28 protein-coding genes are annotated in these 24,975 nt (G+C 62.3%); 18 read left to right on the forward strand and 10 right to left on the reverse strand.

Annotation, left to right across the window (positions count from 1 at the left end; genetic code table 11):
* Positions 1–97: 97 nt before the first annotated feature.
* Both dut and coaBC read right to left on the reverse strand, forming a co-directional pair.
* Positions 98–553 carry a dUTP diphosphatase gene (gene dut, locus VI26_RS00045; RefSeq protein WP_019101154.1) on the reverse strand — a complete coding sequence of 152 codons (456 nt, stop codon included), beginning with the start codon at positions 551–553 and terminating at the stop codon, positions 98–100.
* A 66-nt stretch (positions 554–619) separates the two neighbouring features.
* Positions 620–1,804 carry a bifunctional phosphopantothenoylcysteine decarboxylase/phosphopantothenate--cysteine ligase CoaBC gene (gene coaBC, locus VI26_RS00050; protein WP_048407706.1) on the reverse strand — a complete coding sequence of 395 codons (1,185 nt, stop codon included), beginning with the start codon at positions 1,802–1,804 and terminating at the stop codon, positions 620–622.
* A gap of 157 nt (positions 1,805–1,961) precedes the next feature.
* Here coaBC and radC point away from each other — a divergent pair, with 157 nt between their 5' ends.
* From radC to VI26_RS00080, 6 genes are all read left to right on the forward strand, one after another.
* Positions 1,962–2,636 (forward strand): DNA repair protein RadC, encoded by a 675-nt coding sequence (radC, locus tag VI26_RS00055; protein WP_048407707.1) that lies wholly within the window; start codon positions 1,962–1,964, stop codon positions 2,634–2,636.
* Between the two features lie 128 nt (positions 2,637–2,764).
* Entirely contained in the window at positions 2,765–3,016 is a 252-nt protein-coding gene (locus tag VI26_RS00060; protein ID WP_019101157.1) for a hypothetical protein, read from the forward strand.
* Positions 3,017–3,178: 162 nt separating this feature from the next.
* A complete protein-coding gene (locus VI26_RS00065) occupies positions 3,179–3,556 on the forward strand; it encodes an oxidoreductase (protein ID WP_048407708.1) in 378 nt (125 codons plus the stop codon).
* Positions 3,557–3,785: 229 nt separating this feature from the next.
* A complete protein-coding gene (locus VI26_RS00070) occupies positions 3,786–4,244 on the forward strand; it encodes a DUF2844 domain-containing protein (protein ID WP_048407709.1) in 459 nt (152 codons plus the stop codon).
* 29 nt (positions 4,245–4,273) lie between these two features.
* Positions 4,274–5,497 carry a DUF3443 domain-containing protein gene (locus VI26_RS00075; RefSeq protein WP_197081324.1) on the forward strand — a complete coding sequence of 408 codons (1,224 nt, stop codon included), beginning with the start codon at positions 4,274–4,276 and terminating at the stop codon, positions 5,495–5,497.
* Positions 5,498–5,680: 183 nt separating this feature from the next.
* Entirely contained in the window at positions 5,681–6,244 is a 564-nt protein-coding gene (locus tag VI26_RS00080; RefSeq protein WP_048407711.1) for a flavin reductase family protein, read from the forward strand.
* Between the two features lie 58 nt (positions 6,245–6,302).
* Here the strand turns inward: VI26_RS00080 and tyrS are convergent, their stop codons facing one another.
* The gene (tyrS, locus tag VI26_RS00085; RefSeq protein WP_048407712.1) at positions 6,303–7,577 is read right to left on the reverse strand and encodes a tyrosine--tRNA ligase; all 1,275 of its coding nucleotides are present in this window, start codon (positions 7,575–7,577) and stop codon (positions 6,303–6,305) included.
* A 301-nt stretch (positions 7,578–7,878) separates the two neighbouring features.
* On the opposite strand from tyrS, the gene VI26_RS00090 reads away from it, so the two are divergent.
* On the forward strand, positions 7,879–8,538 hold the full coding sequence (locus tag VI26_RS00090) for a cytochrome b/b6 domain-containing protein (protein ID WP_048407713.1): 660 nt from the start codon (positions 7,879–7,881) through the stop codon (positions 8,536–8,538).
* Between the two features lie 60 nt (positions 8,539–8,598).
* Here the strand turns inward: VI26_RS00090 and VI26_RS00095 are convergent, their stop codons facing one another.
* Both VI26_RS00095 and VI26_RS00100 read right to left on the reverse strand, forming a co-directional pair.
* Entirely contained in the window at positions 8,599–9,036 is a 438-nt protein-coding gene (locus VI26_RS00095) for a cytochrome c (protein WP_053074146.1), read from the reverse strand.
* A gap of 81 nt (positions 9,037–9,117) precedes the next feature.
* Positions 9,118–9,546 carry a cytochrome c gene (locus VI26_RS00100; protein ID WP_048407714.1) on the reverse strand — a complete coding sequence of 143 codons (429 nt, stop codon included), beginning with the start codon at positions 9,544–9,546 and terminating at the stop codon, positions 9,118–9,120.
* A 173-nt stretch (positions 9,547–9,719) separates the two neighbouring features.
* On the opposite strand from VI26_RS00100, the gene VI26_RS00105 reads away from it, so the two are divergent.
* The 6 genes from VI26_RS00105 to VI26_RS00125 are packed head-to-tail and all read left to right on the forward strand — an operon-like array spanning position 9,720 to position 13,804.
* Positions 9,720–10,154, forward strand: coding sequence for a transcriptional repressor (locus tag VI26_RS00105; RefSeq protein WP_048407715.1), 435 nt, complete (start codon positions 9,720–9,722; stop codon positions 10,152–10,154).
* A gap of 21 nt (positions 10,155–10,175) precedes the next feature.
* Positions 10,176–11,093 (forward strand): GTP-binding protein, encoded by a 918-nt coding sequence (locus tag VI26_RS00110; RefSeq protein ID WP_048407716.1) that lies wholly within the window; start codon positions 10,176–10,178, stop codon positions 11,091–11,093.
* Positions 11,090–11,260, forward strand: a complete 171-nt coding sequence (locus VI26_RS24140; protein WP_156183680.1) for a hypothetical protein — start codon at positions 11,090–11,092, stop codon at positions 11,258–11,260. The genes VI26_RS00110 and VI26_RS24140 overlap by 4 nt, the downstream gene beginning before the upstream one ends.
* On the forward strand, positions 11,257–12,000 hold the full coding sequence (locus VI26_RS00115) for a metal ABC transporter ATP-binding protein (RefSeq protein ID WP_048407717.1): 744 nt from the start codon (positions 11,257–11,259) through the stop codon (positions 11,998–12,000). The genes VI26_RS24140 and VI26_RS00115 overlap by 4 nt, the downstream gene beginning before the upstream one ends.
* Before the next feature lie 2 nt (positions 12,001–12,002).
* Positions 12,003–12,875, forward strand: coding sequence for a metal ABC transporter permease (locus tag VI26_RS00120; RefSeq protein ID WP_197081335.1), 873 nt, complete (start codon positions 12,003–12,005; stop codon positions 12,873–12,875).
* Positions 12,876–12,898: 23 nt separating this feature from the next.
* Complete coding sequence (locus VI26_RS00125) at positions 12,899–13,804, forward strand: metal ABC transporter solute-binding protein, Zn/Mn family (RefSeq protein ID WP_048407719.1); 906 nt, start codon at positions 12,899–12,901, stop codon at positions 13,802–13,804.
* On the opposite strand, the gene VI26_RS00130 is transcribed toward VI26_RS00125, so the two are convergent.
* Positions 13,797–14,462: a sulfite exporter TauE/SafE family protein gene (locus VI26_RS00130; RefSeq protein WP_048407720.1), complete on the reverse strand. Its 666-nt coding sequence runs from the start codon at positions 14,460–14,462 to the stop codon at positions 13,797–13,799. The genes VI26_RS00125 and VI26_RS00130 overlap by 8 nt on opposite strands.
* A gap of 306 nt (positions 14,463–14,768) precedes the next feature.
* Here VI26_RS00130 and VI26_RS00135 point away from each other — a divergent pair, with 306 nt between their 5' ends.
* The gene (locus tag VI26_RS00135; protein WP_048407721.1) at positions 14,769–15,554 is read left to right on the forward strand and encodes an enoyl-CoA hydratase; all 786 of its coding nucleotides are present in this window, start codon (positions 14,769–14,771) and stop codon (positions 15,552–15,554) included.
* A gap of 125 nt (positions 15,555–15,679) precedes the next feature.
* On the opposite strand, the gene VI26_RS00140 is transcribed toward VI26_RS00135, so the two are convergent.
* The 3 genes from VI26_RS00140 to VI26_RS00150 form a co-directional block, all read right to left on the reverse strand.
* The gene (locus VI26_RS00140) at positions 15,680–17,758 is read right to left on the reverse strand and encodes a prolyl oligopeptidase family protein (RefSeq protein ID WP_048407722.1); all 2,079 of its coding nucleotides are present in this window, start codon (positions 17,756–17,758) and stop codon (positions 15,680–15,682) included.
* Between the two features lie 178 nt (positions 17,759–17,936).
* Positions 17,937–18,629: a DsbA family protein gene (locus tag VI26_RS00145; protein ID WP_048407723.1), complete on the reverse strand. Its 693-nt coding sequence runs from the start codon at positions 18,627–18,629 to the stop codon at positions 17,937–17,939.
* Positions 18,623–19,489 (reverse strand): MBL fold metallo-hydrolase, encoded by an 867-nt coding sequence (locus tag VI26_RS00150; protein WP_048407724.1) that lies wholly within the window; start codon positions 19,487–19,489, stop codon positions 18,623–18,625. The genes VI26_RS00145 and VI26_RS00150 overlap by 7 nt, the downstream gene beginning before the upstream one ends.
* A gap of 779 nt (positions 19,490–20,268) precedes the next feature.
* Here VI26_RS00150 and VI26_RS00155 point away from each other — a divergent pair.
* The 4 genes from VI26_RS00155 to VI26_RS00170 are packed head-to-tail and all read left to right on the forward strand — an operon-like array spanning position 20,269 to position 23,792.
* Positions 20,269–21,192 carry a branched-chain amino acid ABC transporter permease gene (locus VI26_RS00155; protein ID WP_048407725.1) on the forward strand — a complete coding sequence of 308 codons (924 nt, stop codon included), beginning with the start codon at positions 20,269–20,271 and terminating at the stop codon, positions 21,190–21,192.
* An 18-nt stretch (positions 21,193–21,210) separates the two neighbouring features.
* Positions 21,211–22,311: an ABC transporter ATP-binding protein gene (locus VI26_RS00160; protein WP_048407726.1), complete on the forward strand. Its 1,101-nt coding sequence runs from the start codon at positions 21,211–21,213 to the stop codon at positions 22,309–22,311.
* A 3-nt stretch (positions 22,312–22,314) separates the two neighbouring features.
* On the forward strand, positions 22,315–23,085 hold the full coding sequence (locus VI26_RS00165) for an ABC transporter ATP-binding protein (protein WP_048407727.1): 771 nt from the start codon (positions 22,315–22,317) through the stop codon (positions 23,083–23,085).
* Complete coding sequence (locus VI26_RS00170; RefSeq protein WP_048407728.1) at positions 23,082–23,792, forward strand: ABC transporter ATP-binding protein; 711 nt, start codon at positions 23,082–23,084, stop codon at positions 23,790–23,792. The genes VI26_RS00165 and VI26_RS00170 overlap by 4 nt, the downstream gene beginning before the upstream one ends.
* Before the next feature lie 180 nt (positions 23,793–23,972).
* Here the strand turns inward: VI26_RS00170 and VI26_RS00175 are convergent, their stop codons facing one another.
* Positions 23,973–24,866, reverse strand: a complete 894-nt coding sequence (locus VI26_RS00175; RefSeq protein WP_048407729.1) for a LysR family transcriptional regulator — start codon at positions 24,864–24,866, stop codon at positions 23,973–23,975.
* Between the last annotated feature and the right edge of the window lie 109 nt (positions 24,867–24,975).

Below are 24,975 nucleotides of genomic sequence, written 5' to 3' on the forward strand. Positions count from 1 at the left end.
TGGTGACGGCGCTGTGCGGCGGACAAGGCTGCGGGCGCGGAGCGCGCGGGTTCGCGCCGCCATGGAGCCAGTATAGGCAATCGCGCGGCGCGCGGCCTCAGTTGCGGCCGGTGCTGCCGAAGCCGCCGTCGCCGCGTTCGGAGCTTTCGAAATCGTCGACGATATTGAAGCCGACCTGAACGATGGGAACGATGATCATTTGCGCGATGCGCTCCAGCGGTGTCAGGCGGAACGGTTCGTGGCCGCGGTTCCACACCGACACGAACAATTGGCCCTGGTAGTCGGAATCGATCAGCCCCACCAGATTGCCCAGCACGATGCCATGCTTGTGGCCGAGGCCGGAGCGCGGCAGCAGCATGGCGGCGAGATTGGGGTTGGCGATATGGATGGCCATGCCGGTGGGGATCAGTTGGGTTTCGCCGGGGGCGATGGTGATGTCCTGCTCAATGGCCGCGCGCAAGTCCAGGCCGGCGGAGCCTGGCGTGGCGTAGTTGGGCAGATTTTGCTTCAGACGCGGATCCAGGATCTTGACGTCGATAACGGGTTTTTTCATTGCATGTCCTTAAATCTGGCCGGGGGCGCGTGGCTGCCCGACTGGGGGAGGTTGATCGGTCTGCGTTTATGGCTTGTGACGCAACAGCTGGGCCAAGTGTTCAACGATGGCTTGGGCTACTTCCGGTTTCGGCATCGCCGGCAGCGGATGGGCGCCGGCGTGGTCCAGCAGCACCACTTGATTGTCGTCGGCGCCCATGGCTTGTTGCGCTAGGTTGGCGACCAGCAGTGGCAGCTTCTTGCGCAGGCGTTTGGCTTCGGCGAATTCCAGCAGATTCTGGCTTTCGGCGGCGAAGCCGACGCAGAACGGGGCCGCGGGCAGGCCGGCGACTGTGGCGAGGATGTCCGGGTTTTCCTCCAGCTCCAGGCTGGGCGGCGTGTCGCCTTTCTTGATCTTGTGGGCGGAGGGATTCTTGACCCGGTAGTCTGCGACCGCGGCGACGGAAATGAAAATATCGCTGCGGCCCACCTCGGTCATCACCGCGTCATGCATTTGCCGGGCGCTGGCGGCGTCGATGCGGCGCATGCCCAGCGGCGCGGCCATGCCTGTGGGGCCAGAGATCAGCGTGACTTCGGCGCCGGCATCGCGGCAGGCGCGCGCCAGCGCATAGCCCATCTTGCCGGAGCTGATATTGGTGATGCCGCGCACGGTGTCGATCGCTTCGTAGCTGGGGCCGGCGGTGAGCAACACTTTTTTTCCGGACAGGAGTTTGTCGCGGAAAAAACCTTCCAGCAATTCGGCGATCTCCACCGGCTCCAGCATGCGGCCCTCACCGGTTTCTCCGCAGGCCTGGGCGCCGCTGGCCGGGCCGAACACGCTGATGCCGTCGGCGCGCAGCTGGGCAATGTTGCGCTGGTTGGGCGGATTGTCCCACATCTGCCGGTTCATCGCCGGCGCCACGATCAGCGGGCAGGCGCGGGCCGCAGCCAGGGTCGACAGCAAATCGTCACAGGCGCCGCGAGCCAGCTTGAACAGCGTATTGGCGGTGGCGGGAGCGATCAGGAACACATCGGCGCGGCGTGACAGATCGATATGAGCCATCGCATTGCTGGGGCGCTCGTCCCACAAGTCGGTGTACACCGCGTGGCCGGACAGCGCTTGAAAAGTGGCCGGGGTCACGAAGCGGGTGGCCGACTCCGTCATCACCACTTCCACGCTGTGGCCGGCTTTGACCAGCAGTCGGGTCAGTTCGGCCGACTTGTAGGCGGCGACGCCGCCGGTGATGCCTAGCAGGATTTTCTTGCTTGTCATGGGCTTGTCGAAACAGGCGGTAAATGAGCAATTTTAGCGGATTTCCGCGGACTGGGCGCGCTGGCCGGCATCTGGCTTCGATGATATGGTGGCAGATGCCGCATCACGTTTGGTCTGATCCTGAAAACAGTGCTATAGCCAGAAGAGGAGCGTGCCGATGTCTATCGCCAATTGGCCGGAAGCCGAGCGTCCCCGTGAAAAGCTGTTGGCTCGAGGAGCGGCGGCGCTGTCCGACTCCGAATTGCTCGCCATCTTTCTGCGTACCGGGATGCGGGGGCAAAGCGCGGTGGAGATGGCCAGGCAGCTGATGTTGGATTTTGGTTCCTTGTCCGGCTTGTTGAATGCCAGTCTCGAGGAGTTCCAGGCGCGGCGCGGCCTGGGAGCCGCCAAGTACGCACAGCTGATGGCCAGCAAGGAGCTGGCGCAGCGCGCGCTGGCCGAGAACATGAGTTTGACGGATGTGTTGCACAATCCGCGACAGGTGCGGGATTTCCTGCGTCTGGCGATCGCGGGCAAGGATGTGGAAGTCTTCGTCGCCGTGTTCCTGACGGCGCAGAATAGAGTCATTGCGGTAGAAGAGTTGTTTCGAGGCACCCTGACCGAAACCCGGGTCTATCCGCGCGAGCTGGTGCGGCGGGCTCTGGCCAATAACGCGGCGGCGGTGATCATTGCCCACAATCATCCTTCCGGCGTCTGCGAACCATCCGCGGCCGATCATTCTCTAACCAAGACGCTCAAAGCGGCGCTGCTGCTGGTCGATATAAGATTGCTGGATCACTTCGTCGTCACCGGTCGGCATGCGGAATCATTTGCCGAGCGCGGCTGGCTGTAGCCGCCGTTGAACGGAGGGCGGCGAGAACTAGGGCGGCGTGCTTGACAGTGCGCGTCACCGTGGCGGATCCGGCGCCGTGCTCACTGTCTGTTGGACCTTGTCTCCCACCGCATCATTAGGAGGTCGCCATGAACATCCTGCGTTTGCTGAATGAGTCCGACTATATTCAGGTCAACAACCAGTTCGTGAAGCCGGACTTTCATACCGCTTCCGAAGAGTTTTCCGACGACGACGATGTGGTGCTGGAGGCCAATCTGGATGGCCAGGAATTGGTGCTGACGGTGGCGGATCTGGAGGAGGCGACGCCGCTGGCCGATGGCGGCTTCTGGCTGGAGGGCGTTGGCTATCTACGTTTCCTGTCGCAGCAGAATCTGCATTGAACACGTGTGATCTTACCGTTACAGGCCCGGCATAGTCCGGGCCTGTTTCATTTGATGGCGGCGCGGACTGTTGGGCTCTGCTTGATTTGGCTCAAATAGTCGTGGCCGGCAAAGCTGTTACAGTGTGACGTTTATTTGATAGGCATAATTCGGGTGGGCCGCATGGAACAGATCAAAGTGGGAATGATAGGCGCGGGCGAAACCGGCACGCCGCTGTTGCGGCAGTTGCTGGATGCGCCGTTTGTCGAGATGGTTGGCGTGGCGGACTTGAATCTGGAGTCGCCTGGCATCCAGTTGGCCCGGCAGCGTGGCATCTCGGTTACCGATAATTTCATTGAGCTGGCGGAGCAGGGCACGCGCATAGACATCATCATCGATGTCACCGGCTCGCGCAAAGTGCGTGAGGATTTGCGGCGCTATATGCAGTTTTCCGGCAATACCCATACCGTGATCGTGCATGAGCGCGTTGCTCTGTTGATGTTGTCGCTGGGCGCGGGCAAGCTGGTGACGACCCGGCATGACGACTCGTTGGCGTACTGACAGGCCATTCGGATTTGACCGGCGGGCAGTTGGTTGAATTTTGAGGACGCTGGGGGGCTTTGGCCCCCCTTTTTTATTGTCGATTTCGATCTCTCCGCTGTGATGGGGCGGCTGTTTCATGCTGGCGTGCTATATTTTTAAAGCGGTGCCGGCACCGCGCGCACCTAGCAAGCTCGGGCCAAGCATCCGGGCTGCGGCTGTCTTTCCATCCTGATTTGGGGGCTCATCCATGGAGATTTCTCGTATCGTGGGCGGCGCGCTGCTGCTCGGCCTGGGCTTGCTGCCCGCTGCAGCCCTGGCCACGCTGGGGCAGGCGCTGCCACCAGGCGCGGTGGCCGGCAATTCGCCGCAGCCGCTGGCGCTGAGAGCCGTGCCGCAAGCCGCTTATTCCGTGGCGCAAAGCCAGGATCCGGCTGGCCGCCGCATTCGCGAATTCGCCGGGGTGGACGGCATTGTGTTCGCCGTCGCTTGGCAGGGCGCGTCGTTGCCCGATATGCGGCAGTTGCTCGGCGATTATTTTCCCGCCTATGTTTCCTCACAGCAGTCCAACCGGGCCGGCCTGAATCGGCTGGATGGCCACCGGCCGGGCCTGGTCGTGATCTCGGCCGGCCGCGCGCGCGCTTTCCACGGCTTGGCCTATGTGCCGGCACTGCTGCCGGCCGGGCTAGATATCGAACAACTCAAATAATCCGACGGGAGAGCGAGATGAGACAGGGGATGTTGTGGCTCGCGCTGGCGTGCGCGGTGGTGTTGACTGCATGCGGAGGGGGGGGCGGAGGCGGTGGTGGCGGGATTGCGCCGCCGAATAATGGTGGCTCGACCGCCAACTCGGTGACGATGACGATAGACCGCGGGCCGGTGGCCAATGTCTATCAAATAAATATGCCTTATGTGTCGGTCACGGTGTGCGCTCCAGGCGGCGGCCAATGCCAGACCATAGACCGGGTGCTGGTGGATACCGGCTCCAGTGGGCTGCGCTTGCTGGCCAGCGCCGTGAACGGCGCTACCTTGTCCAGCCTGCCTGGCGTGGCGACAAACAGCCGGCAAGTGCTTGAATGCATGCAGTTCGCCAGCGGTTTTACCTGGGGAAGCGTGCGCTACGCCGATGTCAAGATGGCGTCCAAGACGGCGTCTTCGCTGCCTATTCAGATCGTGGGTGATTCCGCCTACAGCACGATTCCCACCGCCTGCAGCAATACCGGGACCAATATCGGCAGCCAGTCTGTCCTGGGCGCCAATGGCGTTCTCGGCGTCGGCTTATGGCGGCAGGATTGCGGCAGCGCTTGCAGCAGCATCAGCAATAATGGTTTCTATTACGCCTGCCCGACGGCGCTGACTTGTCAGCCGGCGACGGTGGCGGCTTCGCTGCAAGTATCCAACCCCGTGATCGGCTTTAGCGGCGACAATAACGGCGTGATGCTGCAACTGCCCGCCGTGGCCGTCAGCGGCGCGCCCAGCGCCACCGGTACCTTGTACTTCGGCGTGGATACGCAGAGCAATAATGCCTTGGGCACGGCCAAAGCCTTTCCCACCACGCTGGACGGCAATGGGCAGGCGGTGATAGCGACCAGTTATAAATCGTCCAGTTACGGCAGCTTTCTGGACAGTGGTTCCAACGGCCTGTTCTTTCCGGATGCGACGATCAATACCTGCACGGTGGGAGGTGGCACCTGGTTCTGCCCGGCCGGCACGCTGGCGCTCAGCGCTACGCTGAGCAATGCCAGCAATAGCAATAGCAGCGTGGTGTCCTTTGGCCTGGGTAATGGCGGCACGCTGTTGTCGCAGGGGTATTCCGCCTTGCCGGGCTTGGGCGCGCCTGCCGGTGGCGGCCTCAGTAATTACTTTGATTGGGGCTTGCCGTTCTTTTACGGACGCAATGTCTATATTGGCCTGGAAGGGAGCAGCAATACCTTGGGTGGCGGGCCTATGTTCCTGTTTTGATTGGAGATGCAAGGCTTCTTGCAACGCAATATAAAGCATCCTATATCTGGATAGTCATCTCGATGACTTCTCCTTTGTTGAAATTAGCAATCCATATGCCCGGCTTGAGCCGGGCTTTTTTTTGCAGACGCCGGCTGTGACCTCTCGCTAGAATGGCCATCGTGATTTAAGCCGAGTCCATCCATGTCCCGTTTACGCGCCGTTGAGCTGAGCAAGTCCTACCGTTTATTGAACCATGGCCCCACGGTGCTGGTGTCCAGCGCGGCGGGGGAGCGTAGCAATGTGATGGCGGCGGCGTGGGCGATGCCGCTGGATTTCGACCCTCCCAAAGTGTTGGTCGTCATCGACAAGGCCACCCATACCCGTGAGTTGATCGAAGCCTCCGGCGAATTCGTGCTGAATATTCCGTGCCGCGCCCAAGCCGCGGCGGTGCTGCGCGCCGGCGGCGCCGATGGCCGGCTGGTGGACAAGTTCGCCTACAGCGGGCTGAGCCGGCGCCTGGCGCAAAAAGTGGCTGCGCCGCGCGTGGATGGCTGCATCGCCTATCTGGAGTGCAAGGTGATCAGCGAGCCGCATAATCAGCAGCGCTATGATCTGTTCATCGGGGAAGTTGTGGCGGCGGAAGCCGATGAGGAAGTGTTTGGAGATGGGCGTTGGCATTTCGATGATGAGGCCAAGCGTAGTCTGCATTACATCGCCGGCGGTGCCTTCTTCGCTACCGGTGAGGCCTTCGAGGTGGAAAAGTGAGGCGCGGCTAATAAAAAAGCGGCCGTGAAGGCCGCTTTGTCTTAGGCATTCACCGCGCTCAGCGCCATTCCAGCAGCGCGTAGTTCTTCTTGCCGCGCTTGAGCAGGGTGTAGCGGCCAAACAGGCGTTCTGCGTCACCGAACTGATGCTCAAGGCTGTCGGCCTTGTCGCCGTTGACGCTGACCGCGCCGCTCTGGATGAAGGTGCGCGCCTCGCTCTTGGACTTGGCCAGGCCGCCGGCGGCCAGCGCGTCGATCAGGCTGTCGGCGCCGCGTTCCAGCTGGACGCAGGGCAGTCCGTCCTGGGCCAGTTGCGCGAAGTCGTCGGCGGTCAGGCTGCTCAGATCGTTGTTGAAAAGGCTTTGCGTGATGCGCTGCGCCGCTTCCAGTGCGCTCTGGCCATGCACCATCGCCGTCATTTGCTCGCCGAGGATGCGCTGGGCTTCCGGCTTGCCGTCGCGGGCCTGGTCTGCGGCTTCGATCGCGGCGATCTCTTCCAGCGACAGGAAGGTGAAGTAGCGCAGGAATTTGTAGACATCGGCATCCGCCGTGCCCAGCCAGAACTGGTAGAAGGCGTAAGGCGAGGTTTTGCTCGCGTCCAGCCAGATGGCGCCGGATTCGGTCTTGCCGAACTTGGTGCCGTCGGACTTGGTCACCAGCGGCACGGTCAGGCCGAAGACCTGCTGTTGCTGCAGGCGGCGGGTAAGGTCGATGCCGGCGGTGATATTGCCCCACTGGTCGGAGCCGCCGATCTGCAGCTTGCAGCCGAAGCGGCGGTTGAGCTCGGCGAAGTCGTAGCCTTGCAGCAGGCTGTAGGCGAATTCGGTGAAGGAAATGCCCTGGTCGTCGCGGTTGATGCGCTGCTGCACCGATTCCTTCTTGATCATCGCGTTGACCGAGAAGTGCTTGCCGATGTCGCGCAGGAAGTCCAGCGTGTTCATCTGGCCGAACCAGTCGTAGTTATTGGCCATCAACGCGGCGTTGTCGCCTTCGAAGCTGAGGAAGGGCGCCACCTGGCCGCGGATCTTCTCCACCCAGCCCTGGATCACGTCCGGGGTGTTCAGCTTGCGCTCGGCGGCCTTGAAGCTGGGGTCGCCTATCATGCCGGTGGCGCCGCCCACCAGCGCCACCGGGCGGTGGCCGGCCAGCTGGAAGCGTCGCAGCATCAGCACCGGCACCAGGTGGCCCAGGTGCAGGCTGTCGGCGGTGGGGTCGAAGCCGCAATAAAGGGTCACCTGCTCCTTGCTCAGAAGTTCTTCCAGCGCAACGGCATCCGTGGTTTGCGCAATCAGGCCGCGGGCCTGCAGATCCTGAATCAGGGGGGCATGGTTCATTTATCGGGTCTCCAACAAAATCGTGACGCGCGGCCAATGACGCGTGCAAGGCGTCGCCGCAAAAAGTTAGGCCGCCCGTTGCGGGCGGCGTAGCCGGACCCGCCGAGCGAGTCCAGTCAATGATATTAACCGAAAATCGATGGTTATTGAGCGCTTTTTCTCGGTAAAATCGGAATAAAACCCCATTGGTGTCATGGGCGCTGCGCGGTGCAAGGGCTTGTCATGCTGCGATGCGGGATGCCGGGGTGGCTTGAACGCAGGGTATTCAGGATTTTAAGGTGTGAAGGGGAGTGAGGGCGCAATGACGCAAATGGTAAAAGTGTGGGATGTTCCCACCCGCTTGTTTCACTGGGCGCTGGTGATCTTGTTTGCCGGCATGTGGTATAGCGGCGAGCAGGGCGGCGATTGGTTGCAATACCATATTTGGTGTGGGGCCGGCCTTGCCAGCCTGCTGCTGTTCCGGCTGATTTGGGGCGTGATCGGCAGCCAGACCGCGCGTTTCAGCAATTTCATCAAGGGGCCGCGCAGCATTCTGCGCTATTTGCGCGGCGAACTGAGCGAGAATGAGCAGCCGGGTCATAATCCGCTGGGCGGCCTGATGGTGCTGGCGATGCTGCTGGCCTTGCTGGCCCAGGTGAGCAGCGGTTTGTTCGCCGCTGATGTCGACAGTTATCTGTACGACGGCCCACTGGCCAAATTGTTGAGCAGCGATATGGCCGAGACGGCGACCTGGTTTCACAAGAACTTTTTCAATGTGATCCTGGGCCTGGTCGGCCTGCATCTGCTGGCCATCGTTGCCTACCGGGTGTTCAAGAAGAACAATCTGGTCCAGGCGATGATTACCGGGCGCAAGCCGATTGCCGGCGAGGTGCCGCGGCTGGAATTCGTGCCCGCCATCATCGCGCTGGTGGCCTTGCTGGTGTCCAGCGGCGGCATCTACGTGTTGTTGACGCGCTTGTAAGCGTCAGGCGCATGGTTGTGGAGCAAAGGGCGGGTATCCGCCCTTTTTTCATGCCACCAATTATTTTTCCGGGCCGCGGAAGGCGTCGTGACAGGATTTGCAGCTCTGCGCCACTGCGCCGTAGTTTTTCTTGATGACGGCGAGATCGCCGCGGTGCGCCGCCAGGTTCAGCTCGGACACCGCTTTCAGGAAGGCGTCCTTGTCGGCCTGGAACTTGGCCGGCTGGCTCCAGATCTCCGGTTTGGCGCGGCTCTTGCCGCTGATGCTGTTGGCGGGGAAGTGATTGAACGGCTCGGCGGCGAGCTGCTTCAGCGTGTCGGCCTGGCGGATGAAGGCATCCTTCTGGTAGGGATCGCGTCCGCGCACCACCATGCCCATGGGCTCGAAGCTCAGCAGTATCTTCTTGAAGGATTTGGTGCGGGTTTCGGCCGGGGTGTCGGCCAGGGCGAGCGGCGTCGCGATGGCGCCCAGCAGCAATACGGTCAGCAGTTTTTTCATTTCACGGTCTATACGGGCGGGGGTGGCTGGCGTCACCTGAAGGTGAACAGCCCGCCGGATGGCGGGCTGGAAAGGCCGCGCTTAATCCTTGCGGAAGGCGTCGTGGCAGGCTTTACAGGTTTTCTGGGTGGCGCCGAACTGTACCTTGATCGCCGCCAGGTCACCGCCAGCCGCCACTTGCTTCAGCTTGGCGGTAGCCGCTTTGTGGTTGTCCACGGCTTTCTGCCAGTCGGCGGGCTTGCTCCAGATTTCCGGTTTGGCATCGGTCTTGCCCGTGCCGCTGCCGGCCGGGAAATACTGCCACGGCTTCTGGGACAGGGCTTCCAGTTCGCCGGCCAGCTTGGCGAATTCATCCTTGTTATAGGGCGTTTCGCCCTTCACCATCTTGCCCATGCCACCTACCACCGGCTTGTATTGCTTGAAGACGTCCTTGCGCTGGGCGATCGGGTCGGCGGCAAAGGCCTGACCGGCGAGTGTGGCGGCAACGGCGAGCATCAACAGCTTTTTCATGTCATTTCCTTATATGAGCGATGGGTGATAGGCCATAAGACTATCATGGACATTCCGGAGCACAAAGCTATCACGATGGTTCTGCATGATAAACCGATGAATGATTAATCCTTGTGAAGGTGAGATGTTATACAGTAACATTGTATTTTGATTCATTGAGACGAGCGCCCGGCATGGACCATCTCGCCTATCTGGCCGCCGCGGAGCGGCATTGCGAACAGCGCGGCAGCAAGCTCACCGCCTTGCGCCGCCAAGTGCTGGAATTGGTGCTGCGCTACCGCGGAGTAGTCAAGGCTTACCAGATACTGGCGGATCTGCAGCAAGAGCGCGGCGCGGCCGCGCCGCCCACCGTGTACCGGGCGCTGGACTTCCTGGTGGAGCACGGTCTGCTGCACAAGGTGGACGCCTTGAACGGCTTCATCGTCTGCAACCATTTCGAGTGCCAGCACGAAGGACTGATCCTGGTGTGCGGCGAGTGCGGTCAAGTCCAGGAAATCGACGCCACGCCGGCCTTGAGCGCGTTGCGCCAGGCGGCGCAGGCGGTGGCTTTTTCTTTGTGTCCGCAAAATCTGGTGCTGGCCGGCCGCTGCCAGGCCTGCAGCGCTTGAATCTACCGAACACCCTTACCCATGAAAAAAACCATAGTCAACTTGTTCACCGGCTTTCTCGGGGTGGGCAAGACCACGGCATTGCGCCATTTGATCGAGCATCGTCCCGAGCACGAGAAATGGGCGATCATCGTCAACGAATTCGGCGAAGTCGGCATCGACGGCGCGGCGCTGAGCCAGGACGACCTGGCGGTGGCGGAAATCGCCGGCGGCTGCCTGTGCTGCGTGGCCGGGCCGCAAATGACCGCCACCGTGGCGACCCTGCTGCGCCGCGAGCGCCCGGACCGCTTGCTGATAGAGGCCAGCGGCCTGGCGCACGCGGCCGGCGTCATCGACGAACTGCGCGCCAAGCCCTTGGGCGATGCCTTGGAAGTGGGCGCGGTGGTGACCCTGGTGGATCCGCGCCAGTTCATCCAGTCCGACTACCATCGCCAGCCGCTGTACCGGGATCAGATTTCGATCGCCGATGTGCTGGTGGCCAATAAAATAGATACCGCCGACGTGCCGACGATGCAGGCTTTCCGCCTGCAGGCGGCGGCCTTGTTCCCGCCCAAGTCGCTGATCAGCGAGGTGCGCAACGGCGAGCTGGATCCGGCCTGGCTGAATGCCGCCGCCGTCCCCAAGCCGCGCTATCGGCCGGCGGTGCCGGAGGATGCCGCCGCGCAATGGCGCGCGATGGGTTGGACCTTCGCGCCGGAACAGGCTTTCGACGGCGAACGGCTGACTCGCTTCTTCGACGGCCTGCCGGCGTTGGTGCCGGGCCTGGTGCGCGCCAAGGGCGTGTTCAAGGTGCTGGACAGCTGGGTGTGGCTGAACTGGGCGGCAGGGCAGTGGGGCGCGGCCCAGGTGTCCTGGCGGCGCGATAGCCGCTTCGAGCTGATCGCCGAGGATTTCGACGCCGCCGTGGTCGAGGCCAAGCTGCGGGAGTGCTTCGAATGACGCCCAAGCATAGCCATGGCCATGCGCATCAACATCTGACGCCGGCCAATTTCAAGGCGCCGTTCAGCCTGCTGGCGATGTCGGCCTGGCAGCGGCTGGCGCTGGTCAGCGTCGCGCTGGCGGCCTTGTGGCTGCTGGTGGCCTGGGCCTTGCAGGAGGCGGCATGAGCATCAGCCTGCAAAACCTGACCGTTTCCTACCAGCGCCACCCGGCGGTGCACCATGTCAGCGGCAGTTTCGCCGCCGGCGACGCCACCGCGATTTTCGGCCCCAACGGCGCCGGCAAGAGCACCTTGCTCAAAACCATGATAGGCGCGTTGAAACCGGATGCCGGCTGCGTGCAGCTGGGCGGCTTCCGGCGTCGCGATATCGCCTATCTGCCACAGCAGTCGGAAATCGACCGCTCCTTGCCGGTCAGCGTGCTGGATCTGGTGTGTACCGGGCTGTGGCATGACACCGGTGTGTTCGGCGGCGTCAGCCGCCGCGGTCGCGACCAGGCCTTGCAAGCCTTGGAGCAGGTGGGCTTGGCCGATTTCGCCTTGCGGACAATCTCGGCGCTGTCCAGCGGACAGTTCCAGCGAGTATTGTTCGCCCGCATCCTGGTGCAGGACGCGCAACTGATCCTGCTGGACGAGCCGTTCAACGCGGTGGACGCCAAAACCACCTACGATCTGTTGGAGCTTGTTCGCCACTGGCGGGAAGAGGGACGCACCGTGGTGGCGGTATTGCACGATTACGAGCAGGTGCGCGCCTATTTTCCGCATACCTTGCTGCTGGCGCGCGAAGTGGTGGCCTGGGGCGATACCGCCACGGTGCTGTGCGACGCCAATCTGAAGCGCGCGGTGGACATCGCCGCGCATTGGCAATCCCAGGCTGCGGTCTGCGAAGTGGATGGAGCGCCTGCCTGATGTTGCACTTATATGATTTGCTGGTGGCTCCGTTCGCCGAATTCGCCTTCATGCGCCGGGCACTGGTGGGCTGCCTGGCCCTGGCCCTGGGCAGCGGGCCCATCGGCCTGTTCCTGGTGATGCGGCGCATGAGCCTGATGGGCGACGCGATGAGCCACGCGGTGCTGCCCGGCGCCGCGGTCGGCTTCATGATGGCCGGCCTCAGCCTGCCGGCGATGAGCATAGGCGGCTTCTTCGCCGGCGTGCTGGTGGCCTTGCTGGCCGGCCTGGCCACGCGTTTCACCAGCATCAAGGAGGACGCCAGCTTCGCCGCCTTCTATTTGCTGTCCTTGTCCATCGGCGTGCTGCTGGTGTCGCGCGGCGGCAGCAATGTGGACTTGATGCATATCCTGTTCGGCTCGGTGCTGGCGGTGGACGACGCCGCGCTGTACCTGGTGGCCGGCGTGGCCTCGTTCACCCTGGCCACGCTGGCGCTGATCTATCGCCCGCTATTGCTGGAAAGCCTGGACCCGGTCTACCTGCGCGCGGTGGGCGCGCGCGGCGGCTTGTGGCACATGCTGTTCCTGATGCTGGTGGTCTTGAATCTGGTGGCCGGCTTCCAGGCCTTGGGCACGCTGATGGCGGTGGGCTTGATGATGCTGCCGGCGATCACTGCCCGGCTATGGACCGAGCGCATCGAGGCCCTGCTGGGGCTATCGGTGGCCATCGCCTTCCTGTCCGGCCTGGGCGGCCTCTTGCTGTCCTATCACTTCGAACTGCCTTCCGGGCCGGCCATCATCTTGCTGGCCGGGCTGGTTTATCTGCTGTCGCTGCTGCTGGCGCCGGTGGGCGGGGCCTTGCCGCGCTATATCCGCGCCCGGCATCTGGAATCCTGAACCCTTAGATAAGGAAGTCGTCGATGAAGAAATCAATCATGGCCCTGCTGCTGCTGGGGCTGCCTTTATCCGCCTGGGCCAAGCTGCCGGTGGTGGCCAGCTTCAGCATCGTGGCCGACATGACGCGGGAAATCGGCGGCGATCGCGTCGAAGTGTCCTCGCTGGTGGGACCGGATCAAGATGCTCACGTGTTCCAGCCGTCGCCGGCCGATGTCAAGAAAGTGGCCGCGGCCAAGGTGCTGGTCACCAATGGCCTGGGGCTGGAAGGTTGGATGGTGAGACTGAGCAAGGCCGCTCATTTCAAGGGCGTGCAAGTGGAAGCCGGCAAGGGCATCAAGGTCCGTGAAGCCGAGGAAGAAGAGGGGCACGATCACGAGCATGGTCATGCGGGCCACGATCATGGCGCCATCGATCCGCATGCCTGGCACGATCCCAAGCGCGTGCTGACTTACATCCGTAACATCGAGGCCGGCCTGAGCCAGGCCGACCCGGCCGGCAGGCAGGAATACGCGCGCCGCGCCGCCGACTACGCGGCCAAGGTCAAGGCTGTGGACGATTGGGCGGCCAAGGCCTTCGCCGCCGTGCCCGCGGCCAAGCGCAAGATGCTGACCTCGCACGACGCTTTCGGTTATTTGGGTGAGCGCTACCAGCTGCAAGTGCTGGCGATTCAGGGCGTCAGCACCGAGTCCGAGGCATCGGCCAAGGGCGTGGCGCGGCTGGTGCGCCAAGTGCGTCAGGAAAAGGTGGCGGCGATCTTCATGGAGAACATGACCGACAAGCGCCTGTTGGAGCAGCTGTCGCGCGAGGCCAAGGTGAAAATCGGCGGCAAGCTGTACGCCGATGCGCTGTCCGGCCCGTCCGGTCCGGCGCCCAGCTACCTGGCGCTATTCCGCTACAATGTGGACACCATTCTGAAGTCGTTCAAATAAGCGCGCACAGCAACTGCCAGGCGCCTATGCCCGCAACGACCAGTCCCGCCGTCAGGCGGACTGGTCGTTGTTGCATCCAGCGGCGCAAGCTGTCGGCGAAGGCGCCCATCAGCAGCAGATTGGGCAGGGTGCCAAGGCCGAAGGCCAGCATGGTCAGCGCGCCGCCATGCGCGCTGCCGCTGGCCAGCGCCGACAGCGAGGCGCTGTAGACCAGGCCACAGGGCAGCCAGCCCCACAGCATGCCGGCCAGCAAGGCGGCCTGCGCCGAGCGCACCGGCAGCAGACGGCCCAGCAGCGGCTGCAAGCGCCGCCAGATCGGTACGCCCAGACGTTCTATCAGGTTGACGGCGCCTGACAGACCGGCGAGGTAGAGGCCCATGGCCACCAACATCAGATTGGCCAGCAGCGCCAGTCCAAGCTGCAGACCGCGGATGTCCAGCAATGCGAGGCCGGTGGCGGCGAGACCGCCCAATAGCGCGCCGATCAGCGCGTAGCTGCCGATGCGGCCCAGATTGTAGGCCAGCATGATGCGCCAGCGGCTGGCGTCGGGCGGCAGGTTCAGCGTCAGCGCGGCGACGATGCCGCCGCACATGCCCATGCAGTGGCCGCCGCCCAGCAAGCCCGCCAGAAACAATACCCATCCGCTCGTTTCAATCATGCCGCAACCTGTCGCAGAAAGCTCTATGGTAACAGAGTGGCGATTCGGGCCGCGCTGAAGCGCCTGTTATTTGCTTTTGGCATTTATGGACTTTGACAAAATTTTACTTGGCATTGTCTTAAAGAAAGTTATAAAAAAAATGATGGTCTTGTTGACTGACTACTGGTCAAAAGGTCAGTTTGCAAAGAAAATGCTGCTTTGGCTTTGGACCTATGCGCAATGGGTTCCACATAAGGATCCAGGCAGCCGGCCTGGCTAAAACATATGCATCAGCGATGCAATCCATGGGGATAGAGTGAGGAAAATATGGCCAAGTATCTGACACTGGAGCGGCTGGGCCAGTCTGCGATCGTGACGCTGAAGAATGCGCCGGCGAATCTGCTGACCACGGAGAGCCTGAATGAACTGGCAAGCACCGTGCGCTCGCTGGATGCGGACCCCGCAGTGCGCTCGCTGGTGCTGACCGGCGCCGGAGAGACCTTCTTTTCCGCCGGTGCCGACTTGAAACAATTCGCTTCCGGCGACGCGGCCGAGGCCGACAAGGTGTTCGATGCCTTCGCCGGCGCTTTGCATGCCTTGCGGCAATACCGTGGCGTCACCGTGGCCGCCATCAACGGCTATGCCTTGGGCGGTGGCCTGGAGTTGGCGCTGGCCTGTGATTACATGGTGGCCGAACGCGGCGCCAAGCTCGGGCTGCCGGAAACCAAGGTGGGCATCATTCCGGCCGCGGGCGGCACCAAGACGCTGGCGGACAAGGTGGGCGTGTCCTGGGCCAAGCGCATCATTCTCGGCGGCGAGGTGGTGGCCGCGGAAAAGGCGCTGAGCATAGGCTTGATCGAAGAAATCGTGGACCAGGGTTTCGCCAAGATCGTGGCGATCAGCCTGGCCAACAAGGTGGCGAACCAGGCTCCGGGCGCGGTGGCCGCCGCGCGCAGGCTGATCGAGGACAGCTCCAATCTGACCTTGGCGCAGCACCTGGAGCGCGAGCGCGCCGCGGTGCGTCAATTGATGGGCGGCGCCGAGCAATTGGAAGGCGTGGGCGCCTTCATCGCCAAGCGCAATCCGAGCTGGGCCGAATCCGGCGACGATTGACGCGTCGACGCTACAAACGCAAACCGCCTGCCGCCGTTTCGGCCGCAGGCGGTTTTTCTTGGCTGGCGCCGTTTTAAAGAGCGCGTTCAGCGTCCCACGACGCGCAGCGGAACGTAAACGGGTTTTTAGCGCAACTGCTGTAGCAGAAAGGCGTATTCCATCGCCGCGATATCGGCTTCCTGCTGATGGTTGGCCGCGGCTCCGTGCCCGCCCTCGGTGCGTTCGAAGTAGCGCACGTCGGCGCCCATCGCCTGCATGGCCGCGTGCATTTTGCGGGCATGGCCGGGGTGCACGCGGTCGTCTAGCGTCGAAGTCATGAACAAGGTGGCCGGGTAGCGCGTGTCCGGCTTCAGATTGTGGTAGGGCGAATAGCGGCGGATATAGGCCCAGTCTTCAGGCTGGTCGGGGTTGCCGTATTCGTCCATCCAGCTGGCGCCGGCCAGCAGTTGATTGAAGCGGCGCATGTCCAGCAGCGGCACCTGGCAAACCACGGCATTGAACAGTTCCGGGCGCTGGGTCAGCATCACGCCCATCAGCAGGCCGCCGTTGCTGCCGCCCTTGATGCCGAGGTGGCGAGCATCGGCCACGCCGCGCTTGGCAAGGTCCTCGGCGATGGCGGCGAAGTCGTCGTAGGCGTTCTGCCGCCGCTGCTTGCGCGCCGCCTCATGCCAGGCCGGGCCGTATTCGCCGCCGCCGCGGATATTGGCCAGCGCGTAGACGCCGCCGCGTTCCAGCCAGGCCTTGCCCAGCGCGCCGTTGTAGCGCGGGGTCAGCGAGACTTCGAAACCGCCGTAGCCATACAGCAGCGTCGGGTTGGTGCGGTCCAGCTTGAGGTCTTTGCGGCTGATCAGGAAGTAGGGCACCCGGGTGCCGTCGCGCGAGGTGGCGAACCATTGCTGGACGCGGTAAGGGCTGGCGTCGAAAAAGCCGGGCTGCTGTTTCAGCACCTGGCGCTGATCGCTGCCGGCCTCGGCCAAGGCCAGCGTTGGCGGCGTCAGAAAGTCGGTGAAGCTGTAGAAGTACCGATTGTCGTGGTCGGGATCGACGGCGCTGACCGAGAGGCTGCCGAAGGCCGGCGTGGCCACCGGCCGCGACTGCCAGTGTCCGTCAATGACTTTCCACTCCCGCAGCCGGCTGCTGACATTGTCCAGCGTGGTCAGCAGCAGGCTGTCGCGGGTTGCGGTCTGGTTCGCCAGCGATACGGTGTCGCTAGGTTCGAACAGGGGGCTGAAGTCGCGTGCTCCGGCCAGATAGGCGCGGCTGTCTATCGCCAGCAGCGAGCCGCCGCGCCAGGTTTTATCGCCGATTTTCCAGTCCAGCTTGGGCGTCAGCAGCAGCCAGTCGCCGAAAAAGTCGATGCCGACATGGTCGGGCTTGTCCAGCTTGCGCCACTCCCCGTCCACCAGCAGCCGCGCCTCGGTACTGAAGAAGGTGGGCGCGCGCGTGATCACATCGTAGCGGCGGCCCTGGGTTTCTATCCGCGCGGCATGCACCGAGACATCGGTGCGCTGGCCTTCGAACACGGTCTGCGCCTGGGCCAGCGGCTGGCCGCGGCGCCAGGTCTTGACGATGCGCGGATAGCCGGAGTCGGTGAGGGAGCCGGGGCCGAAGTCGCTCATCACGTACAGGGTGTCGCGGTCCTGCCAACTGAGTTCGCTCTTGGCTTCCGGCAGCTGGAAGCCATCCTTGACGAAGGCCTTGGCCGCGGGGTCGAACTCGCGCACCACCGCGGCATCGCCGCCGCCGCGGCTCAAGCGCAGCAGGCAGCGTTCCTGGCTGGGGCGCAGGCAGTCCGCGCCTTGCCATACCCAGTTCTCCTGTTCCTTCCTGGCCAGTTGGTCCAGATCCAGCACGGTTTCCCACTGCGGCGCGGCCTTGCGATATTCATCCAGCGTGGTGCGCCGCCACAGTCCGCGCGGGTGGTCCTTGTCGCGCCAGAAGTTGTAGTAGAGCACGCCTATCTTCTCGATGCCGGGTATGCGGTCATTGGAGTCGAGTATGGACAGCAAGTCCCGGCGTAGCGCCGGGTAGTCGGCCTGCCGGCCCAGATCGGCGCGCGTGCGCGCGTTCTGTTCTCCAACCCAGCTTAGCGCCTGCTTGCCCTGGATGTTTTCCAGCCATAGATAAGGGTCTGTTTCGCCGGCGGCGGCGTGGGCCGCAGTGGCGAGCAGGCTGAGGTAGAGCACGCATCCCATGATTTTCATCGCTAAAGATTCCCTCTATTTCGGCAAGTCATAATGGTGTGTAGACAATCGATTTGTTCTGGTTTGACCGAATACTGTAGCGTCCGTTAATCCGTTTGTCATCAATGGCCGCGCGGCGGGGAAAAGCAAACGGCGGCCCTCGATGAGGGCCGCCGTGTTTCGGGCTGCTTGTCAGCGTTTAGCAGCCGTCCAGCCCGCACTGCGGCGCTTGGCCGGTTTCGGCGCGGGCGGCGCCGTTTTGCTGTAAAGACTGGCGGAACGCTTCCGGCCGGCCCAGGTAGGCGCCCAGATCCAACTGCTCGAAGCGACCGTCTCGTTCCAGCACGGCGGAAGGGAAGCCGCGCAGTTCCAGCTGGTTCATCAGTTGACGGCTGTGCGCAATATGGGTGGCGCTGCGTTCCAGCGCGGCGGCATAGGCATCGGCGAAGCGCCCGGCATCAGCGCCCAGCTCTGCGGCGATGCCGGCGAGCACGGCGGGGTCGGCGATTTCCAGGCCGTGCAGGTAGTGGCCTGCTTGCACGGCGGCCAGCATGCGCTGTGGCGCAATGTCCAGTTCGGGCGCGGCCAGGATGGCGGCGATGGGTGGGGTGGAGTCCAGCCACGCTTCGCTGCGCAGCAGGCCTTCATAATAGGCGTCGCCGAAGGGCTGGCCGCTGATAGCGGCGATGCGGCGATCATGCGGCATCACATAGCCGCGCCATTCCATGTTCACGCGGCGGTTGTGCGGCGCGCTGAGCATGCCGCCGCCGTGCAGCAGCAGTTCGATTTCCGGCAAGCCCGCCGCGGCCAGCAGCAGCGGCGAGGCGCCATAGCACCAGCCGCACAGCGGGTCGTAAAAATAGTGCAGCCGGAGCGGGGCGACGCTTACCATTTCATTTCGCCCTTGTTGACCTTGGCGCCGATGTCCAGCGACATGTCCTCGCCCGCCTGCGGAAATTCCCGTTTCATCGCCGCTATCAGTTCGCCGCTATTGGCCGAGGTGGCCAGATTGGCTTCGAAGCGTTGCAGATACAGGCGGGTGAAGCGTACGGCACTCAGGTCGGTCTTGTCGCCGGCCTGCATGTGGCCGGGCACCACGGTGGCCGGTTTCAGCGCTTCTATTTCATCCAGTTGCTTGATCCAGGCCTGGCGTTCCGCCTTGCTTTGGGTGTCCGCGGTCCAGACATGCATGCTGGCGCCGGTGACGCCGACATTGCCGACAATCGCGCGGATGGATGGAATCCACACATAGCCGCGGTGCGCCAGCACGCCGCGCGCTCCCTTGATTTCCAGCGCCTGGCCTTCCAGTTCCAGGCGATCTCCTTTCAGCTCTTCTGGGAGCAGCGCGGTGGTTGGCGCGTTGTCGCCCATCTTGGGACCCCAATAGGCCTGCTTGCCCTGGATATTGGCCTTGATCTTGGCCAGGGTGGGGCTGTTGCTGAGCACGGCCGCGCGCGGGAAGATTTTCTTCAGTTCGGCTGCGCCGAAATAGTAGTCGGGATCGGCCTGGCTGATATAGATGGCTTTCAACTGCTTGCCGCTGTCCAGCACCTTGGCGGCGATGCGATAGGCGTCGGCGCGGGTGAAACCGGTATCGATCAGGATGGCGTCTTTGGCGCCGCTGACCAGCACCGAACTGACATTGAAGCTATTGCCGTCGGCATTGTAGATGGATAGTTGCAGCGGTTCTGCGGCGTGACTGGCGGCGGCGCTCAGCGCTAGCGCGCCGGCGATCAGGGTTGGGCGGAACATCGTGTCATTCTCCATGAAGCCCGCGCCTGCAGCAGGCCGGGAGGGGGTATCGAGGCCTCACTATAGCGGCTGCGCGTTATCATGATAAACCATCTAAATCGTACTAGATTGTTGCTTGAAACGATCAAGTGAAGTGAAGGCGCGCTTGATGGCAGCGATGTGGGTGCTGCCGGCTCTGCTTTTGCGGAAGGGGCGTGCAGACTGTTACAGCCAAGAGCAAGCGGATCGACTATGTTTCAGCCATAAAAGGGCTAGAGTTGAAATGTCGGATGGGCGCTTTTGGATGGCCTCGTTCTTGCTTGATGCGCAAGCGTGTCGGCATTGCCTATTTTGCCTTGCGCATGTTTTAAATTTAGGAGATTGTATTCATTCGAATCGCGGGCGCGCTTGAATGTTGCAATTCGAATTATTTGATTATTGTCTTTTCGAAAGTGAACATGGTTTGCGTCGGGGCATGATCAAAATCTGAAAAACGGCTTACTGACTGAGGGTTTTTCTTTATCCAAAGAAATTCAAAAGTTCTTTGGGTGTCGATCGCGTATTTTCATAAAAAACACAATAAAATCAAATGCTTGTGTTTGTGTTAAATGAGCTTGATTTTGTGCCGTTTTAACCAATCTTTAAGATTGACAGTCGCTTGAATACGCCTCCATAATCCGTTCGCCTGTCTGACAGAATCCAAATAATCAAGGCTCGTCCGGGCACTAAGAACAGGCAGCAGCCATAAGAGGGGAAGCCCCGCAAGCTGTCGGTCGTCAATACAAAGGAGATCTCCCAACGTGGACATTTTTCTGCAACAAATCCTGAACGGTCTCGTTCTGGGTAGCATTTATGCACTCATCGCATTGGGCTACACCATGGTGTACGGGATCATGGGGCTCATCAACTTCGCCCACGGCGAAGTGGTGATGTTCGGCGCCATGGTCACCATCTCCGTCATCAACGCCTTGTCCGGCACCGGCTTGCCCGGCCCGGCCCTGGTGTTGATCGGTCTGCTGGTGGCGATTGTCGCCTGCATGCTGCTCGGCTTCACCGTCGAGCGCATCGCCTACCGCCCGCTGCGCGGCAAGCAAAGGCTGGCTCCGCTGATCACCGCGATCGGCCTGTCCATCGTGCTGCAACAGGTGGCCATCCTGATCTGGGGACGCAACTATATTCCGTTTCCGCAAATCCTTGACCACGACGTGGTGTCCTTCTTCGGCGCCAGCATCACCAAGCTGCAGATCACCATCATCGTGCTGTGCCTGGTGATCATGGCCGGTCTGTTGCTGATGGTGGAACGCACCAAACTGGGCCGCGCGATGCGCGCCACCAGCCAGAACCCGGCGGTGGCCGGCCTGATGGGCGTCAACGTCAACACCATCATCTCCGCCACCTTCGTCATCGGTTCCGGCCTGGGCGCGGTGGCTGGCGTGATGGTCGCCACCAATTATGAGCAGGCCCATTACTACATGGGCTTCATGATTGGTCTGAAGGCCTTTACCGCGGCGGTGCTCGGCGGCATCGGCAATCTGGGCGGCGCGGTGGCCGGCGGCTTGCTGCTGGGCATCATCGAAAGCCTGGGCGCCGGCTATATCGGCACATTGACCGGTGGCTTCCTCGGCTCCAACTATCAGGACATCATCGCCTTCATGGTGCTGATCCTGGTGCTGATTTTCCGTCCGTCCGGCTTGCTGGGCGAAAAGATGGCCGATCGTGCCTGATCCCGGAGCAGACATATCATGACCATGGCACTCAATATCAATAAGATGGACACCGGCAAGAAAGTCGGCCTGTTCGTGCTGTCCGCGGTGGCGCTGGCGGTGCTGCCCTTCCTGGTGGGCGGCGTGCTGGGCAATTCCTGGGTCCGCATCGTCGACTTCGCCTTGCTCTACGTGATGCTGGCGCTGGGCCTCAACATCGTGGTGGGCTTTGCCGGCTTGCTGGATCTGGGCTTCATCGCCTTCTACGCGGTGGGCGCTTACGCTTTCGCCTTGCTGGGTTCTCCGCACTTTGGCTTGCATCTGCCGTTCTACATCAGTATTCCGCTGGGCGCGGTGCTGGCCGCTTTCTGCGGCATTTTGCTGGGCACGCCGGTGTTGCGGCTCAAGGGCGACTACCTGGCCATCGTGACGCTGGGCTTCGGGGAGATCGTGCGCATCTTCATGAACAACCTGAACACCCCGGTCAACATCACCAACGGTCCGCAGGGCATCAACCTGATCGACCCGATCAAGGTGGGCGGCGTGTCCTTGGGCGATACCATGGAGTTGTTCGGCCTCAGCTTCCACAGCGTCTACCTTTACTACTACCTGTTCCTGGTGCTGACCGTGGGCGTGGTGATCATGGCCTGGCGCTTGCAGCATTCGCGCATCGGCCGCGCCTGGGTGGCCCTGCGCGAGGACGACATCGCCGCCGCGGCGATGGGCATCAATATCCGCAATATCAAGCTGCTGGCCTTTGCGCTGGGCGCCTTGTCCGGCGGCGTGGCCGGCGGCCTGTTCGCCTCGTTCCAGGGCTTCGTGTCGCCGGAATCGTTCAGCCTGCTGGAATCCATCATGATTCTGGCGATGATCGTGCTGGGTGGCATGGGTCATATCCCGGGGGTGATCCTGGGAGCGGTGGTGCTGACCATCGCGCCGGAAATCCTGCGCGACGTGATCGGCCCGTTGCAGATGAAAACCTTCGGCAAAATGCTGATCGATCCGGAAAACGCCCGCATGCTGCTGTTCGGCCTGGCGATGGTGGTGATGATGCTGGTGCGGCCCGAAGGCATGTGGCCGTCCAAGCGTCGCAAAGCCGAGTTCCGTGACGATAGAGAAACCGCTGGGCAGAAAGGTTGAGCCATGGCTGAAGTTTTGCTGAAGATAGAAGGCATCCATAAACGCTTTGGCGGCCTGCACGCGCTCAACAATGTGGCGCTGACCATCAACAAGGGCGAGATTTACGGCCTGATCGGCCCCAATGGCGCGGGCAAGACCACGCTGTTCAATGTGCTGACCGGCCTGTATGTGCCGGACGAGGGCGCGTTCGAGTTCGACGGCCACAATCTGTTCCAGCAGAAACCGCACGTGGTGGTGGCCGCCGGCATCGCCCGCACCTTCCAGAACATTCGTCTGTTCGCCGAAATGACGGCGCTGGAAAACGTGATGGTGGGGCGTCACATCCGTTCCAAGGCCGGCGCGCTGGGCGCGGTGCTGCGCGACCGCCGCACCATGGCGGAGGAGAGGTCCATCACCGACAAGGCGTGGGAGTTGCTGGAGTATGTCGGCATCGCCGATGTCGCTCATGAGCGCGCCCGCAACCTGTCCTATGGCCATCAGCGCCGTCTGGAAATCGCCCGCGCGCTGGCCACCGAGCCCAAGCTGCTGGCGCTGGACGAGCCGGCTGCCGGCATGAATCCGCGCGAAACCGAAGAGTTGAAAGCCCTGATGTCCAAGATTCGGGACGGCGGCGTGACCGTGCTGCTGATCGAGCACGACGTCAAGCTGATGATGGGCTTGTGCGACCGCATCGCGGTGCTGGACTACGGCAAGAAGATTGCCGAGGGCGTGCCGGAAGAAGTGCGCAAAAACCCGAAAGTGATTGAGGCCTACCTGGGAGCGGCACACGCATGAGCATTCTGGAAGTCAAAAACCTGCAAGTGGCCTATGGTGGCATTCAGGCGGTCAAGGGCATCGATTTTCACATCGAACAGGGCGAGCTGGTGACCCTGATCGGCGCCAACGGCGCCGGCAAGACCACCACGCTGAAAACCCTGGTGGGCATGGTGAAGAAATCCGGCGGCAGCATCCAGTACGATGGCAAGGATATCGCCAGTATTGCGCCGCACAACTTCGTGCGTCATGGCTTGGCCATGGTGCCGGAAGGCCGTGGCATCTTCGCCAAGCTGACGGTGGAGGAGAATCTGCTGATGGGGGCTTATTATCGCGACGACAAGGCCGCGATCCTGAGCGAAGCCGAGCGGGTGTACGAGCTGTTTCCGCGCTTGAAGGAGCGACAGAAGCAATTGGCCGGCACCCTGTCCGGCGGCGAGCAGCAGATGGTGGCGATGGGCCGCGCGATGCTGTCCAAGCCCAAGCTGTTGTTGCTGGATGAACCGTCCATGGGCCTGGCGCCCATCATCGTGGAAAAGATCTTCGAGATCATCCAGATGGTGGCCAAGGAGGGCGTCACCATGCTGCTGGTGGAGCAGAACGCCAAGCTGGCGCTGGAAGTGTCGCAACGTGGCTATGTGATGGAAAGCGGTCGCATCACCATGAGCGGCCCGGCCAAGGATCTGCTGAACGACGAACGGGTGCGCAACGCTTATCTGGGCGAGTAATCCAGCGCCGCGTCGTCAAACCCCGGACTGGTCCGGGGTTTTTGCTTTTAGAGCCTGTTCAATGTCTGCTGCGTATCGGCGGAATTTTAGGCAAGGGCGTTGAAAGCGGCTTCGAAATGCTTATGTAGCATTCGTACATGCCGCTTTCTCAGCCATAAGGTCTTGTCTCGTTTGAACGGCTCAGAGCGGGGCTGCCTCGATGGCGGCCTGCAGCATGGCCTGCACGCCTGGATGCTGCAGCCGACGGCGGTTGGCAATGGCGTAATAATGCTCCCAGACGCCGTCGATCTCGCCCAGCGCCTGCGGCATGTGCGCGTCGCCGCCGGTATGGGCGGTGGAGGGGAACAGGCCGAAGCCCTGGAGGCCGAAGGCGTCGAGCAAGGCGCCGTCGTCGAACTCGGCGACGATGTCCGGCTTGATGCGGCGTTCTTCGAACCATTGGTCCAACTGGCTGCGTAGCACATGATGGCGGCTGGGCAGCAATATGGGAGCCTGATTGAGGCTGTCGGGAAAGCCGGCGGCGTAGCGCTGCCACAGCGCGGCCGCGCCGGCTATCATCACCGGGCTGCGCATCAGCAGCCAGGACTGAAACGCCTGGGTGCCGCCGGCGGGCAGCGGCCGATCGGCCAGCACCACATCCAGCCGGTGACGGGTCAGATCGGCCAGCAGTTCGTCGAAATCGCCTTCGCCGCATTGCAGTCTGACCTTGGCATCCAGCCTCAGCGCCGGTTCCAGTAGTTGCAGCGCGATGGTTTTGGGCAGTACGTCCGAGATTCCGGCCGCCAGGCGGATGGTTTTATCCAGTTGGGCGTCTTCCAGCGTTTCCTGTAGTTCCTCCCCCAGCATGAAAATCTGGTCGGCGTAGCGCAGCGCCACGTGGCCGGCCTCGGTCAGAACCAGCTGGCGTCCTTGTTGTCGGAACAAGGTTCGCTCCAGGCTCTGCTCCAGCCGTGAAATCTGGCCGCTGACGGTCTGGGTGCTGACCCCCAGCTGTTCAGCAGCCCGGGTGACGCCGCCGGCATGGGCAACCGCCCAGAAGTAATGCAGATGCTTGAAGTTGATCTGTTCGGACATGATTGTTCGAAAAAACTTGATGTATTTTCTGATTATATTTGATTTTTTCTGTGGAATGCAGCGTCTAGAATGCACTGTGTCGGGCGTTCCGCGGAATGTCGTCGAATTA

This window comes from Chromobacterium sp. LK1, assembly GCF_001043555.1.
Classification (GTDB): domain Bacteria; phylum Pseudomonadota; class Gammaproteobacteria; order Burkholderiales; family Chromobacteriaceae; genus Chromobacterium; species Chromobacterium aquaticum.